The 16,039-nt window shown below is 39.3% G+C and carries 13 protein-coding genes; 10 read left to right on the forward strand and 3 right to left on the reverse strand.

What is annotated here, in order from left to right; translation table 11 throughout:
* Window positions 1-168 precede the first annotated feature (168 nt).
* Window positions 169-780: an RNA polymerase sigma factor gene (locus QWY93_RS15370; RefSeq protein WP_290249280.1), complete on the reverse strand. Its 612-nt coding sequence runs from the start codon at window positions 778-780 to the stop codon at window positions 169-171.
* A 334-nt stretch (window positions 781-1,114) separates the two neighbouring features.
* Here QWY93_RS15370 and QWY93_RS15375 point away from each other — a divergent pair, with 334 nt between their 5' ends.
* From QWY93_RS15375 to QWY93_RS15395, 5 genes are all read left to right on the forward strand, one after another.
* Complete coding sequence (locus QWY93_RS15375; RefSeq protein WP_290249281.1) at window positions 1,115-2,335, forward strand: ATP-grasp domain-containing protein; 1,221 nt, start codon at window positions 1,115-1,117, stop codon at window positions 2,333-2,335.
* 141 nt (window positions 2,336-2,476) lie between these two features.
* On the forward strand, window positions 2,477-2,983 hold the full coding sequence (locus tag QWY93_RS15380; RefSeq protein WP_290249282.1) for a hypothetical protein: 507 nt from the start codon (window positions 2,477-2,479) through the stop codon (window positions 2,981-2,983).
* A 17-nt stretch (window positions 2,984-3,000) separates the two neighbouring features.
* Complete coding sequence (locus tag QWY93_RS15385) at window positions 3,001-4,470, forward strand: hypothetical protein (RefSeq protein WP_290249283.1); 1,470 nt, start codon at window positions 3,001-3,003, stop codon at window positions 4,468-4,470.
* Entirely contained in the window at window positions 4,464-5,621 is a 1,158-nt protein-coding gene (gene alr, locus QWY93_RS15390; RefSeq protein ID WP_290249284.1) for an alanine racemase, read from the forward strand. The genes QWY93_RS15385 and alr overlap by 7 nt, the downstream gene beginning before the upstream one ends.
* Window positions 5,622-5,761: 140 nt before the next feature.
* On the forward strand, window positions 5,762-6,529 hold the full coding sequence (locus tag QWY93_RS15395) for a DUF5995 family protein (protein WP_290249285.1): 768 nt from the start codon (window positions 5,762-5,764) through the stop codon (window positions 6,527-6,529).
* Window positions 6,530-6,706: 177 nt separating this feature from the next.
* On the opposite strand, the gene QWY93_RS15400 is transcribed toward QWY93_RS15395, so the two are convergent.
* Both QWY93_RS15400 and QWY93_RS15405 read right to left on the reverse strand, forming a co-directional pair.
* Window positions 6,707-7,168, reverse strand: a complete 462-nt coding sequence (locus tag QWY93_RS15400; RefSeq protein WP_290249286.1) for a hypothetical protein — start codon at window positions 7,166-7,168, stop codon at window positions 6,707-6,709.
* Window positions 7,169-7,199: 31 nt separating this feature from the next.
* Window positions 7,200-7,901, reverse strand: coding sequence for a hypothetical protein (locus QWY93_RS15405; protein ID WP_290249287.1), 702 nt, complete (start codon window positions 7,899-7,901; stop codon window positions 7,200-7,202).
* Window positions 7,902-8,194: 293 nt separating this feature from the next.
* On the opposite strand from QWY93_RS15405, the gene QWY93_RS15410 reads away from it, so the two are divergent.
* The 5 genes from QWY93_RS15410 (at window position 8,195) to istB (ending at window position 15,941) form a co-directional block, all read left to right on the forward strand.
* Window positions 8,195-8,578 (forward strand): (deoxy)nucleoside triphosphate pyrophosphohydrolase, encoded by a 384-nt coding sequence (locus QWY93_RS15410; protein ID WP_290249288.1) that lies wholly within the window; start codon window positions 8,195-8,197, stop codon window positions 8,576-8,578.
* Window positions 8,578-11,724, forward strand: coding sequence for a DEAD/DEAH box helicase (locus QWY93_RS15415; protein ID WP_290249290.1), 3,147 nt, complete (start codon window positions 8,578-8,580; stop codon window positions 11,722-11,724). The genes QWY93_RS15410 and QWY93_RS15415 overlap by 1 nt, the downstream gene beginning before the upstream one ends.
* A gap of 856 nt (window positions 11,725-12,580) precedes the next feature.
* Window positions 12,581-13,075, forward strand: coding sequence for a hypothetical protein (locus QWY93_RS15420; RefSeq protein ID WP_290249291.1), 495 nt, complete (start codon window positions 12,581-12,583; stop codon window positions 13,073-13,075).
* 539 nt (window positions 13,076-13,614) lie between these two features.
* Window positions 13,615-15,153 carry an IS21 family transposase gene (istA, locus tag QWY93_RS15425; protein ID WP_290246278.1) on the forward strand — a complete coding sequence of 513 codons (1,539 nt, stop codon included), beginning with the start codon at window positions 13,615-13,617 and terminating at the stop codon, window positions 15,151-15,153.
* Window positions 15,154-15,203: 50 nt separating this feature from the next.
* Complete coding sequence (istB, locus tag QWY93_RS15430) at window positions 15,204-15,941, forward strand: IS21-like element helper ATPase IstB (protein WP_290246277.1); 738 nt, start codon at window positions 15,204-15,206, stop codon at window positions 15,939-15,941.
* Window positions 15,942-16,039 lie beyond the last annotated feature (98 nt).

Below are 16,039 nucleotides of genomic sequence, written 5' to 3' on the forward strand. Positions count from 1 at the left end.
ATTTTGGGATTTTTTTTAAAAAATTTTAAAAAAGGCCTGTGAAGTTAATAGGGGAAGTTTTTTTATGGATTTTGATGTTACTGTTAAGAGCTTTCAATTCCGATAATTAAATAATTTAGGATTTTATATCCTTGAATTGTAAAAAAATTAAATGCAGGTATATGGGTATTATTGAACTGCATCTTTTAAGAAATCAATGGCGCGGTAAAGAAGGTTTCTGGTTGCTTTTGTACTGGTGAAGCACATGATTTCTTTGATCTGCTCATAGCTCAAACCTTCAAAATAAAAATAATAGATGATTTCTTTTTGTCGGTCTGTAAGCTCTTTTAATGCTGTATTAAGGGAGGCATGTTTTTCTTGATCCAATTGCCTGTCAATGAGGATCTGTTCCGGGGAAAAGCTGAATTCAAAATAATAATTCCCAGCAAGTCGTTCCCATTTTCTAAACCATCTACCACTTTCCCTGATAATTTTCCTTTTGAGGGATTTAAATAGGTAAAATTTGATGTTATTGGTAGCACCCAAAGAATCCCTTTTATTTCGCAATTCAATAAATAAATCCTGAATGGCGTCTTTTACGATCCCAGTATCCTTGGTGAATTTGCACCCATAATCAAAGAGGGTTTCAAAATGGGATTCATAAATAAAAATAAAAGCAGATTCATTTCCCGATTTAAATGCTTCCCAAATGCCCCGGTCATTAGAAAAATCTATTTCAGAAGTACTTTCTGAAATAATATTTTTCATTTCAACGATATGCTTAGGGGCTGATTTGGGCATTGGGTGATTTTATGAATTTTTCAAAGATATAAATTTCAAAAAGTAAAAAAAAAACAATTGTAAAAAATGTCAAAAATACACTAATAATATTTCTGTGGGGCCATTTCTCCGGTGGGAATTTTTATTATTTCTACATTCCTGTTCTTTTAATGATTTATTTAGAAAAATTATATCATGCCTTAAAATGTATAGGAAAGGTGTATAAAAGTAATGTGATGGAAAGTGGTGGTTATCCCGGTTTCAATAAATTGAAAATTGACCAAATTTAAAAGAATAACCCATTGATTTTGACCATATAAATTGCTATTATAATGCAGAACCAAAGAAAAATAAGATGGCTAAATGTTTTGCATTGTTAGGATGGAGTTTACAGGTTATAGAAAGTATGCAAAAGGTCAACAAACCTTTTGTAGTGGTATCTTTTCCCGATTTTGAAGATTATGCCAAGGAAAATGATATCCCTTTTGTGGCCTATCAATTTGATGAATGGAGTGATTCCTCCAATTCGTTGGATTTGATGGAAAAATTGAAGCCTTTTGGGGCGGATGTTGCCGTTCCACTTTTTGAAGAAACTGTGGAATGGGCAGGTGCCTTGAACTCACTTTACAGAAATGACCCAAGGATATTGAATCGTGCTTTTTTATTTCGTAACAAAGCCATGATGAAAAGGAAAGCCCTGATTGGAGGATTAAGGGTAGGTCTTTTTGAGGAAGTGTATAATAAAGAGGGTGTAAAGAACTTTATGGACAGGCTTAATCAGGCCAACTTACAATTAGAGGGGGAAGAGGACAGTTGGGTCCATATCAAACCCTTTGCATCTGCAGGTACAGTAGGACACCGGTTGCTTCGTTCGAAGCAGGATATAGAAGACAAATGTGAAGACGGTGATTTTCCCTGTTTGGCAGAGAGCCATTTGCCGGGAAGGGAATTTTCCTGTGAGGCATTTATCCATAAGGGAAAAATCAGGTTTTTGAACATCACAGAGTATGTAAAATTGGGTTATTCCAATTTTATCCCAGAGGGCAATTATTTGCATGGCAAAAGGGATAGAATCTTGAAGGAAATGCAAAAAATGGTGGATTTATTTGGCATTAAATACGGTATGGTCCATCCAGAGTGGTTTTTGACCGAAAATGATGAATTGAGCTTTGGGGAAGTGGCTTGCCGTATTCCTGGTGGGCACATCCTTGAATTATGTAGCAAAGCTTATGGTTTTGATGCTTTGGCCGCCTTTGTCCTTTGCCATGACCCAGATCTTACGGAGGAAGAATTACAACAGATTTTACCTCCAATGGATGCAAGGCCTACTGAATTTTATGGAAATGTGATGATTTACCCGCACAAAGGGCAGATATCCAAATTGGAAATTCCAGAGGAATTAAAGGAAGAACCTTATTTTTTGGACCATAACCTGGTTCCTCCATTATCTACTCAGAAGATTGATGCCCGGGAAGGGTTTGGTAACCACTTTGGTACGGTAAATTTCAAAGGGGAAGACCCAGACCGGATGAAGGAGTTGCTACTGCATTATGAGGATGTGGATTTTTACCACTAGGCATAAAAATAAATGCCAAAAATTCATTGGGTTTGATGGAAAGGGGCTAATTTCTCCATAATATGGAAAAGGGATGAAAGGCCCCATTTCCTTTCCCAATCAAATCAAATGAAAATTAAATTTGTACCTTAACCCTTTACCATGACACATCAGGCTGCACTAGCAAATAAAGAAGAAAAAATTGACGAATTGATAAATGCACTTGAATCTGCTACAATACTGACCAAGGCAGATAAAGCCCAACACTTAATGGGGCAAATTGATTTGGCGACCGAATCCACCGATGGAGTGGAGTTGGTTTATCAGAAAATCGGAAAAATGACCAAAGCGGGCATTTTTAAAAAATCACCATGGGAAGATGCTTCCAAACTGGTTTCTGGCCTTGTCAATGGTACCCTCAAAAGTGGGCACCCTAACTCTACCATGGAGCTTTTGAGTGAATTGCGTTTAATGGCCATCGCTAAAGGTAAAATTACTTTAAATGAAGTAAGCAAAGAGGAAGCCAGGGATTTTATCCAGGAAGTAATTGTTTCGAATCTGGAATTTGTTTTTCAGGAACCCTTGGAAGAAACCCGTTTGGCGATGAATAACCATGAATTGAATAAGGTCCATTCCCTGTTTGTTTTTTTACTGAAAATACCGGTTTAGGAAGTATCAAGGAAAAATTGGCTGAAGAGTTGATTTTGATTTGCGAACAAAGACCTGTGGTGACTGAAAACCAAAGGAAAATCATTGCCCTCATCAAAGAGAAAATAGATCTGAATCCCAATAGAACCGAAGATGTTCCCTTATTGGAATTCCAGCGGAGTATTTACAGTCCAACCAAAAGATGCAGGGGAATAGATATTAAGGCTTACCAAAAATTAATAGAAGGGCTTGAACTCAAAGAACTGGAAGAGGAAATCAGGGAAATGGGTCGGTCTATGGCAAAGTTTGGCCTTGTTAGTGATTATCATGGGGTTTTATTGCTGTTTTTGATAAAGAAAAGATATTTTTCACTCGTACCAAAATGTTTGGCATTGGATGAGGGGGGAGAAGCTGAATGGAATTCCTCGGTGGATTTTGTTTCCAAAATTATTTTGGAAACGGTTCATCCCTATAATGCCCAATGCATTTATGGGATTTCCCGAATGCTGGAATTGGGATTATTTACAAGGGAGGCGGTACGTTCTGGCTTGTCCAATTTGCTCATGATCAAAATCAATCCCAAGGTAGAAGAGAGGATTCTCAAATCAACCAGGAAACCGATTAAGGGAATTTCTGCCAAAAATTACCTGTTGGGGGGCTTGCTTAGGATATTAGGCCAACCATTAGGAGTGGGGCAGGGAAGCAACCCAACTTGCCAGAGTGCCAGGGGAATCAGCATGTGGAGTCAGCATGCCCCTGCCAAATTGATCCATATGGTTCATACCGCAGCCGTTTATAATGACCTGACCTTCCGGTTTGAAGATAAAGAAGTTAGGTTTTCGATGACGGGAAAAGGTTTGGTGGATGTATTGGATTATAATTTGGATGCGGTTTCAGTTACTTTGGTCCCTATGCTTGACAGGATATATAATGAGATGATGCGCTTGGCATCAGGTAGGGCAGAAGATCCCCATAAATGGGTCAACCCGGCCTTGTATGGTCAATGGATCCCCATTGGTTTCGCCTCGGCCTATGATTACCTTTCCAATTCCATTTTAGATTTTAATGGTTTTGTAAGAGTATTTTATGCCATGGGGCATCCCAAATTCAATGGAGGGCACCGCCTGGTTTATCCAAATCCTGTGGGAATTTTTATTACCTCATCCAAGGGTGAAATGTTGGGGTTCCATGCTGTTTCTTTATTGCGTGTGGATAAGGACCTTAATGGGAAGTACAGGGCTTATTTCCTAAATCCTAATAATGAAGGCCGCCAGAATTGGGGACAAAATATTGAACCCTCCGTGTATGGACATGGAGAAAAACACGGAGAATCTTCATTACTCTTTCATGAATTTGCAGCAAGGGTGTATGCTTTTCATTTCAATCGCATGGAAGCATTGGACAAAATGGAAAATGTGCCCGATAATGAAGTACAGAAAGTGCGGAAATTGGCAGAGGAGAGTTGGGGGAAATCTTATGTTTGGTTAGAAACCAAGAAAAAATGGTAAAACACTCATCAAGAATAGAACTAAGGAAATCTGCTTACAAAAGCAATATCAATTTTATTAAGAAAAAGATCGGAAAAAATGTGATTTTTTCCTCTGTGATCAAGGCCAATGCCTATGGTCATGGTATAGACGTTTTTGTACCCATGGCTGAAAGTTGCGGGGTGGACCACTTTTCAGTGGCTTCTGCCTATGAAGCTTGGGAGGTATTGCAAGTATGTAATCCCGATAGTCATATTATGATTATGGGAATTCTATATGAAGATGATATTCCTTGGGCCATTGAAAATAATATTGAATTTTATGTCTATAATTATGACCGTTTGTCGGTAACCTTAGCCGCTGCAAAGAAAGTGGGAAAGCCAGCAAAAATTCATATTGAGGTGGAAACTGGTGCAAACCGTACCGGCATGCCCAAAGAAGAGTTTTCCAAGTCTCTAACTTTTTTGAAAAACAATGCTGATTTTTTGGTGTTTGAAGGGCTATGTACCCATTTGGGCGGTGCAGAAAGCTTTGCCAATAATTTTAAAATTGAAAAACAACTAAAAAATTTTAAGACCTTTTTGACCAAATGCAAACAAAAGAAAGTAATGCCCCATTTAAGGCATGTGGCATCCTCTGCAGCTGCATTGTCCATCAAAGAGTCGCTTTATGATATGGTCAGAGTAGGGGTGGCCCAATATGGTTTTTGGCCTAGTCCGGATATATATTATACCCATATAAATCAAGTTGGGAAAAATAAGGATGGCGCACTAAAAAGGATTATTACCTGGAAAACAGATATCATGGACACCCGAAAAGTCAATGAAGGTGAGTTTATTGGCTATGGAACAGCATTTCAGGCAGTACGTAAAATGAATATTGCAGTTATCCCGTTGGGATATTGTAATGGATATCCCAGAGGCCTTTCCAACCGGGGCTATGTATTGATCCAGGGAAAAAAAGCGCCCATCGTAGGTTTGATCAATATGAACCTTTTTATGGTTGACATCACTCATATTCCTAAAGCCAAAGTTGGAGATGAGGTGGTACTGATCGGGAGGCAGAATAATAATGTAATCCACATAAGCAGCTTTACCAATTTTACCAATCTGCTCAATAATGAAATGCTAAGTAGGTTGCCCGCGTCAATCCCAAGGAAAGTGGTGAGGTAGAAAGGAGATTTTTGATATGAGATTTGGAAACTTTTTTCTTTATTCTTGGGTCGTTGCTCTTACTTTGCTGCTTAATTGGTTCTTTTGGTAGACTTTTCGGGATATATTAATGGTCTCATTTAATTAAAATTCACTTTTCCATGAAAAGCATTGATCAGGTCATCTCCCGAATGGATGAAATTGTAGAGGAATGTAAATCCAAAAAAAGCAGGATAGGGTATTTTGCCGTCCTTTATAGGAGAGTGACGATTCGGATTAGGGAAGGAATAGAAAATGGGGAGTTTGAGGATAATCCAAGAATGGAAAAACTGGATATCCTCTTTGCCCAAAGATTTTTTGATGCTTATGATAACTATATCAATGAGGATTCCACAACCGAAAGTTGGCTTCATGCTTTTGACACTTCCAAATCCTCTGGATACCTGGTTTTGCAGCATCTATTGCTAGGAGTAAATGCCCATATCAACCTTGATTTGGGTATTGCTACAGTAGAAACCATGGAAGGCAAAAATCTAATCGAAATCATCAACGATTTTGATAAAATCAATTTAATCCTTGCTGAGCTTGTGGATGGGGTGAAAGCCAATATATCCAAGGTTTCCCCGGTTTTTGGCTTTTTAATTCAGTTTGCCAATGGCAAAGATGAAATGCTGATGGAATTTAGCATTCGGTTGGCCAGGGATGGCGCATGGAAATTTGCCAATTTATATTTCATTGCCGAGGATAGGGCCCTTTGCCTTAATGAAAGGGATGAAAGAATTGCCAATTTGGCTTCGAAAATTGCGAATCCCGGGACCAGGCTTAAATGGATGGTCAAATTGATCAGCTGGACCGAGTGGAAATCCATACCAAAGGTAATGGATCAGCTGGAAGTAATAGCCCAGGAATGTGCCCCTAATCAGCTATAAGGAAATTTCTAATTCTTAAATCAGGGTTGATTTTACCGCTAAGTTTGCTTGGGGATTCGCTAAGATCATATAGGATAAAATAGAAAAAATGTTTTTGCAGCTTCATTTTGCTCAATCTGGTTAACTTTTTCAGGGATCTCTGTGGGAGGTTGCCCTTGAACCGCTACTTAAATCAGCTTAAAACCCTCCAATCCCCACTTCTTTAATTTGATATACATGGGCCAGATAGAGGTAAAGAAAGGAAACCGAGATCAGCAGGATGATGATGCCAATAATGCTGGATTTGACCTTAATGCCGGTTTTGCCTATTTCCAGTTCGGTTTCGTTATCCAGATCGGATTTTAGGCTTTGACGAAAATGCATAAAGGAAAGTATCAAGCCTGAATAAACAATCAATAAAACGGTCACAAAAATGATGATGGAGGAATAGTATTGCCAGTTGAAAACCTTTTTCCGGTGTTCCAGACTGAAAAGTTTATATTCCTCAAAGGATTCCTTTACCCCCGAGGTCTGGCTACTGTAATCTGCATAAGAAGGAAAACCATCCACTCCCAAAGTATCCCCGTTTTCAGCGGACTGTGCATTCTGGATAGAATCAAACTCTTCCAAAAGCCCAGACTGGGGAAAGCCCTTTTGCACTAAAAAGCAAAGAATTAAGACCAAAAAGATTTTAAGGGAGCTTAGCATCACAAAAAAGGATAAATTGGTACCTGAAGTTGATCAATTCCTGGAGGACATCGATTTCCTTGCTTTCCTCATAGGCTTCATACTCAACAAAACTGCAATCCAAGATTTCCTGATGCTGTCCCAACATGTTTTTGATGATCGACATCAGGTAATCACAATACCCTTCCTTATTGTCCTCATAGAGGATTAAGGGATCTACCTCAATCGGAGCAGCAATAGAAAAGGTGATATTTACCCTAAGCTTTCTGTTGATCCATTTGAAGCGTTTCAAAAGGTCTTCAATGGTAGATGAAGAAAGGTTTCTGGCAGTAATCAGCATCCTGGATTTTCGCCTTACCCTATCCCCGATAAAACTGACCTTCTGAAACCTATTGGCATTGGATAAACGGTTCAACTGTTGATAATTATCCTCTTTTACCAGGGAATCAATCAATTGTAACTCTAAAGACAATCTCCTATAAGCCTTTCTTTGGGCTTCCTCTTGCTTTTGCGCCTGCAGTTCTTTATCAATATCCCAGGATTTAAGAACAACCGAATCAGGAAGCGAAGGGCTTGACCGGAATACATCTAATGAATCCTGCAATTTAAAATTATCCAAAAGATTGGAAGTAGTATCAGGTTGGCCAAAAACCAAAGTAGGCCAGAATCCCCAAAAAGTGATAATGGATAAAAGTAAAATTTTCATGGCTAAAAGTATTTTGAGTTGAATATCCATGAAATATTGGTCAACATATTTCCTCAAGCTTCAAAAGCTCGAGTCTGACCTTGTTTTATTTTATAATATAGTAATATTTAAGGTTTTATCACAATTTACCAGGCTTGTAAAATATTGTATTTGAGGGTTATTAAATGGTGGTGGGTGATTTTTTGGCCAGGTGAATTATGGAATAAATGAACCACAAAAGATTAAAGCAAAGATGGGAAGGCTTGTTGATCTTAACCATCCATTTAATAACTTAGAGGGAAAACAATTTTTCTATGATAGCAGTGACCTGTGCTTTGATCATTAAAGATGGATTGGTGTTGGCAGTCCAAAGGGGGACAAAAATGAAAATGCCTTTAAAATGGGAGTTTCCAGGAGGAAAGATGGAAAATGGGGAATCTGAGCAATCCTGCTTGGCCAGAGAAATAAAAGAGGAGCTAAACCTGGAAATTGAGATAGGGGATAAGCTTTCCGAAGTGGTTTATGATTATCCCGATTTTACCATCCGCTTGATTCCCTATATATGCCGGATTCAATCTGGAGAATTGGTTTTAACAGAACACCGATCCCATCAATGGTTGGAAAAAGAAGAATTGTTAGATTTGGACTGGGCAGAAGCGGATTTGCCTATTGTTAGGGATTTTTTAAAAGGAATATAATGAAAGAAGGAATATACGAGTCAATTATCACCCAACTTATCAAATCTAAATTAGAAGAACTCAATAAGGATAAATATCATATTAAAACAGTTTCAATAGATAAGGAGGAGGCTGCCAATTTACTTGCCAATTATTTATATGAAATTGTGAAAAAAGCCCTTTCTCTTTATAAGCATGATCATGGTTTGGAAAAGCAATTATCACTAACTAACAAATTGATCTTTTTAATTCGAGACGAATTGGATCAGGTTAATTTTGAAGGTGATTTAATTGCAACTGAGGGAAAAATGTTAAAAGCAATTATCTCCAAATTAAATGCAGATTTTACAGATTTGGATAAACATTTGGCAGAAATTACGCCTTATTCCCGGTTGATTTATAGCGAATTATTTACAGGTGGGAATGCCCGGCTTTCGCTCGATGGTGAATTAAACAAAGAAATTTATTCCTCTGATCAAATTGACTTATTGGTTTCTTTTATTAAATGGAGTGGTTTGCGTTTGATTTTACCTGCATTAAAAAGATTTACAAAAAGAGGAGGAAAACTTAGAGTGATAACCACAACTTATGTTGGGGCCACCGACTATAAAGCAATCCAGGAATTAGCTAGCTTGACAAATACAATCGTAAAAGTCTCCTATAATACTGGAAATGAAAGAGTACATGCGAAAGCATATTTATTTCATAGGAATACAGGGTTCCATACTGGTTATATTGGGTCTTCAAATTTTTCTCGGTCTGCTCTAACTAATGGTTTGGAGTGGAATATCAAAATTACCACTAAAGAAGTGCCCCATATTATAGATAAATTTCAGAAAACTTTTGATACTTATTGGAAAAGCCCAGATTTTGAATTGTACGATGCACAAAGGGAAAGTGATGGAGAAAGACTAAAGGTTGCACTTAATGCTGGCAAGTTTAATCCTCGAAATGATAATGAAATAACTAGTTATTTTGACATTAGACCCTATAAATTTCAAGAGGAAATTTTAGAACAACTTCAGGTTGAACGCCAAACCCATCTAAGGTTTAAGAATTTGGTGGTGGCAGCTACTGGGACTGGTAAAACGGTTATATCAGCATTTGATTTTAAATTATTTCGGAAAGATAATCCAAAAGCCAGGTTACTATTTGTGGCTCATCGTAAAGAAATATTGTTCAAATCAAGACAGACTTTTAGGGGAATTTTAAAGGATCAGAATTTTGGGGAGTTGTGGGTGGATGGAATTGAACCAGATGATCGCAAACAATTATTTGCATCAGTACAGACGTTGAATCCGCAATTAGATAATTGGAGGATTCCTGCCAATTATTACGACTTCATTATCATTGATGAAGTTCACCATATTGCAGCAAAAAGCTACCGGGCAATATTGAATAAGTTTTCCCCTAAAATATTACTCGGGTTGACTGCAACTCCTGAGCGAATGGATGGTACTGATATTTTGGAAGATTTTTGTAATCGAGTTGCAGCCGAAATTCGCCTTCCAGAAGCTATCAATAAGAAACTAATCTGTCCATTTCAATATTTTGGGATATCGGATAGTGTGGATTTAACCACCTTAAATTGGAGGGGGAAGTATTTACCAAGCGAGTTAAGTAAAGTATATACTGGAAATGATCAGCGGGTGGGTCATATTATTCAAAATCTAGAAAAGTATTTGACTGATTTTCATGATGTCCAAGCTCTTGGTTTCTGTGTCACCAAGGAACATGCTAAGTTTATGGCGGAAAAGTTTAATCTGGCTGGGCTAAAATCAGATTACCTTGTTAGTGGTCAAAATGGAAATCGGTCTACTATAACCCATCATTTAGAGAAAAAGGAAATTAATTATCTCTTTGTGGTGGATATTTTCAATGAGGGGGTTGATATTCCACAAATTGATACTGTTTTGTTTTTAAGGCCTACGGAGAGTTTGACTATCTTTTTACAACAGTTAGGAAGAGGGTTAAGACTGCATGAAGATAAGGAGTGTCTAACAGTACTTGATTTTGTTGGGAATGCTAGGCCAGAATATGACTTTGAAGGGAAGTTTAGAGCTTTGGTAGGAAAAACCAATACTTCAATTAAAAAAGAAATTGAAGATGATTTTCCACATGTCCCCCTTGGAAGTGCTATCGTTTTGGAAAAGAAAGCCAAAACAACCATTTTAAATAATATTAAGGCTGCAACGAATCTTAAGAGAAATCAAATAATTCAAAAGATTAGAGATTTTGAACATCAGTCAACTTTGTCTTTGACTCTAGAAAATTTTTTAAAATTCCATCATATACCATTGGCAGTCATGTATAAAAGAGGTTCTTGGAAGCGTTTGTGCCAGGAGGCGGGTAAGATAGAAAACTTTGAATCAATCAATGAAAAACACCTAATAAGTTGTGTTTCGAAAAAATGGTTGTCCACATCTTCACCTACTTATTTTAGATTTATTTTAAAACTAGCAAGGAAAAATTTTGAACTGGATCTTACCCAACTTTCCCATAATGAGCAAAAGATGTGCTTAATGTTACATTATGATTTTTGGCAACAACCTGGAGGGTTTGATTCGTTGGAGGAAAGTATTCGTGCAATAGGCAGAAATAGTGTGCTAATTGAAGAGATTATAGAGGTGTTAAGTTTTATGGAAGGTGAAGTATCTTTTTTAGAAATTGAACCTAACTTACCATATGAACAACCACTAAAATTACATGCTCGATATACTCGTGAGCAAATTTTGATTGCTTTTGGGAAAAGTACTTTTAATAAAAAAGATTCTAATCGAGAGGGAGTTGCAGAAAACAAATCCTTGAATACGGAATTATTATTTATTGATTTGGTCAAGTCAGAAGAAAATTTTTCTCCAACTACTCTATATGATGACTATGCTTTAAGTGAAACACTTTTTCATTGGCAATCACAGAATTCTGCTCGACCTGATAAAGGGAAGGGTTTAGCTTATGTAGAACATTTACAAAAAGGGAAGAAAATATTGCTCTTTATTAGAGAACAAGCCAAGGATGCTTACAATAATACAATGGGGTACGTGTTTGTCGGGAAAGGAAATCTTGAGGAATATTATGGTGCAAAACCAATGAATATTAAATGGAAATTGGAAGAACCAATTCCACCATATCTCTGGAATGCTTCAGCTAAAATGTCTGTAGGGTAATATTTAATTAATTTTTTGACCTGGATATTCAATTGCAAAAGTTATTCATTTAGAAATAAGATCACTGCACTTCCCCTTAGCCAACAATTAAATTTACCCTCACCTAAAATAGGGGACAATTTCAGAAAGGAATCAAATAGCTATTACAAGGAAGTTTTTGAAATAATTGGTTTCAAATGTGAGGAAATAAGAAAATCACCCTCGATTTTTAATTTTTGTTAGACCCAAAAATTATTTCCCTCATGTTGGGAAAAAAAATATTGTTTTGCCCGTTAGGCTATATTTATTTCCATTAAAAAATGTAATTTGTTTTGATAATCAGAAGGATATATCCATCCATCAAATTGGGCATAAAGTTGGCGAGAAAAGCAAGGAAAGTCTGAATTTTGGGCAGAAGCCTTAAAAATTCCAAAGGCAATTTTTTGGCCGAATAGGCTCAATAGGCTGTTTTTTAATTACCCGTTTAATTTTAGAATCTAAAAAAATGAATTTTGAATAATAAAATTTGCATTTAGTATAATTTAGTGCTAGATTCACAAAGAAATGCAATGACGGTGATAGCAAATAGATTTTAATTAACACCAAACTTTATTTTCACATTAAATTTTATTTATTATGAAACTTTTGAGAACATTTGCAGTATTAACATTTTCAGCTAGCGTTATGGTAGGGTGCTCTTTGGAGGACTCTATTTTCCCCTTCACCCTCAACAACCCCCAACAACAGCAGTACATCCTTTAGCAGCAGCATAACCAGTGAAGAGGGTGCTGCCTACAGGATTACAGGAAATGGCTCACCAAGTGGTGCCCATTACAACCTCAATATCATTGGTGTACCCAAAGATAAAACAGCGGACATGACAGGAAACAATGGACATAGAATTTTTGTCAATTTGGAAGGAAATACCAAAATCTATCTTCGAGAAGGAGAAAGTTTTGGAGTTTTGGATGCCAATGGAACCGATGCAGATGGAGCAAAATTTGAGCTTCCCCACCCAGACCCCGACAACGATGGGATTACTGATTACTCGGTTTGGGCACGCCCTGTTGGAACTCCGGGAGGGTCTGCAACAATGACCACCTGTGCTACAGATCCTGATACTGGAGAGGAAGTATGTAGTACAGAAAGTTATGTTGCCATTAGGTCCAATGGCAATGGAAACTCAGTTCCCAAATTTAGTAATGTATCCAAAGATCTACTTTATATCTATGCGGACTTGGATGGAGATGGAAGAACTGAACGGTATCCTTTATTTGATGAGGAATTAGAAGACTATTTTTGGAATTATGATAACAATGGACTTAAAGTCCTACAACTTAGATTTTATGAAATTCCAACTGATGTAAACTAAGGTTTGGCTTGCCTTTCCCAAATAGCCTAATTTTTCTTTTGTTTTATTACCGTTATTGGATTAGAATTGAGAAAATTAAGGTCCCCTTAGACACTTCTAAGGGGATTTTCTTTTGCTAGTAATTATATCCAAAGTAAAAAATCCCAGGGGATAGGGAATAATTAAATTCGATACCAGTATTGGCCTTGGAGGCTATTTCATCAATTTCTTTGAAAATGAAAGGTATTGATTTAAAAACTATTAGTTTTCAGCCCATGTAAATACACCCACTAATTTGATTCAATAAAAGAAGCGATAAATTTTTAAGATTTTTTCATCTTAAACAAATGGATTGGACTCCTGTCTAAAACGGAGGTCACTGGGCCACGGTTTACGGTGATAGCGGGCCAGCCATTCCGGGAATCACTGGGCCAAAAATAGAGTCGGTTTTCCGGAGGTCACTGGGCCATTTTAGGATTCCCGAGCTGTTTGGTACCGGAGGTCATTGGGCCACTTTCCATGATAAGTTATTAGCCTTGTAGTCGAATAACAGCAACTACATGGCAGGACAAAGAATAGACATCATGGATTTAAGAAGTTTGATCACCTTCAAGCAGAAGGGGCTTAGCAACCGAAAAGTGGCAGACCTATTGGGCGTCAACCGAAAGACCGTTGACAGTTATGTCAGGCGTTTCAGGGATCTTTCCCTTGGGTACGGGGAACTGCTCTCCCTTGACGGCAAAGATCTACAGGAACTTTTCACCGAGACAGGGCAGACCGAAAAGGAACGTTATGAGCATCTCTCGGGGTGTTTTCCCCACATCGACGGGGAGATGAAAAAGCCCGGCTGTACCCTGCAGGTACTGTGGAAGGAATATATCTCCCAAAATCCGGAAGGCTATAAATACAGCCAGTTCACCTGGCACTACCGGCAATGGAAGAAGCGCAACAACGCCAGTGGCAAGCTGTCCCACCGTGCCGGGGAAAAGCTTTTCGTGGACTTTTGCGGAAAGAAGCTGCACTACGTTGACCGCCGGACTGGGGAGCAGATAGCCGTAGAGGTTTTTGTTGGTGTCCTGCCCTGCAGCCAGTACACTTACATAAGGGCGGTGCCCAGCCAAAAACGGGAGGATTTTATCAGCTGTCTGGTCTATTGTCTGGGCTGGATGGGCGGGGTACCCTATGCCGTCGTCCCTGACAATCTCAAATCAGCAGTGGACAAGGCCTCAAAATATGCCCCGGTCCTCAACAAGACCTTTTCGGATTTTGGCCTCCATTACGGCTGCGCCCTTGATCCTGCCCGGCCCTATAGCCCGCAGGACAAATCACTCGTGGAGCGTTCGGTCACCCTGGTCTACCAACGGATCTATTACCCCTTGGGCAACCATACCTTCTTCAGCCTGGAGGAGCTCAATGCGGCCATTGCAGAAAAACTGGAGGAGTACAATGACTACCTGCTCAGCCATGGACAGGGCAGCAGGCGAAGCCAGTTTTTGGACATCGAAAAGGAGTTCCTGCAGCCCCTTCCCAAAAGCATCTACAGCATCCGTTATTATAAAAAGGCCACCGTCCAGAAATCCTCCCATGTTTACCTGGGAGAGGACAAAAACTATTATAGCTGTCCCTATCGCTATATGGGCAAGAGCGTGGAGTTACAGTACAACCGGAACACCGTGGAGATATTTTACCGTCAGGAGCGGATCGCATCCCACAAAAGGGCTTCCCGGCAAGGCCAGTACATCACCATCGGGGAACATATGCCCAGCAACCACCAATACTACAATGACTGGAGCCCGGAATACTTTGACCGGAGGGCACAAAAAGTTGGTCCGAACACCCAGGAGTATATCGGAACGTTGATCGGCCAGTACACCTATCCCGAAATCGGCTACAAACAGGCACAGGGGATTCTTTCCTTCTTGAAAAGCTATGGACAGGAGCGTCTGGAAAGGGCCTGTAAACGGGCACTGGGCTTCGAAAAAGCCTCCTACCATACCCTTGAAAGGATACTTAAAAACAAAATGGACCTCGAGGAACTGCCTCCTGCCAAGGATCATTTAACCCCGGGTCACAAGAACATCAGGGGCTCCTACAGCTGACAGGCCGCCCTCTTGATGAAACGAATTATAATATCCCAACCAAATGAATTATGAACGAACACAACACCATTGAAAAAATGAAACAGATGCGCATGGGTACCATGGCGGAACTTTACCACAAGAATCTGACAGAACATCTCTATCAGGACATGTCGGCCGACGAACTGTTGGCCTTTCTAGTGGACAGCGAATGGGAGTACAGGCAGAACAAAAGCATAGACAACCTCATACGTCAGGCAGGGTTTAAACAGGCCGCTGCGGCAACTGACATTGATTACCATAACTCCCGTAACCTGGACAGGGGGCTGTTTGAGAGATTGCTCGGACTGGCCTTCATCAAAAACCGGACGAACATCATCCTTACCGGGGCCACCGGATCCGGGAAAAGTTACCTGGCCCAGTGTCTTGGGGTCAGGGCCTGCCAGCACAGGTTCAGGACGCTTTATTACAATACGGCCAGGTTTTTTGATGCGGTAAGATTGGCCAAGCTGGAAGGTACCTACCATAAACTGCTCAAAAAGCTCGAAAAAACCAATGTGCTCATCTTGGACGACTTTGGTCTGGCCCCGATGGATGGGCAGGCCAGGATTGCCCTTATGGACATCATGGAAGACCGCTATGAGAAAAGTTCAACGATCATTGCATCACAGATACCGGTCAGCCAATGGCATGGAACCATTGGTGATGACAGCATTGCAGATGCCGTGCTCGACAGGCTCGTATACTCCTCACATAGGATAGAACTGGAAGGAGAATCCATGAGAAGCAAAAAGAAGTTGGACAATTAAATTTTAACCCTATTATTGCACTTGGAAAGTGGCCCAATGATTCCCGGAATCCGTGGCCCAGTATACGCCGGAAACACTGGCCCAGCATCGCCGGAATA

It is taken from the genome of Echinicola jeungdonensis (assembly GCF_030409905.1).
Taxonomy (GTDB): Bacteria; Bacteroidota; Bacteroidia; order Cytophagales; family Cyclobacteriaceae; genus Echinicola; species Echinicola jeungdonensis.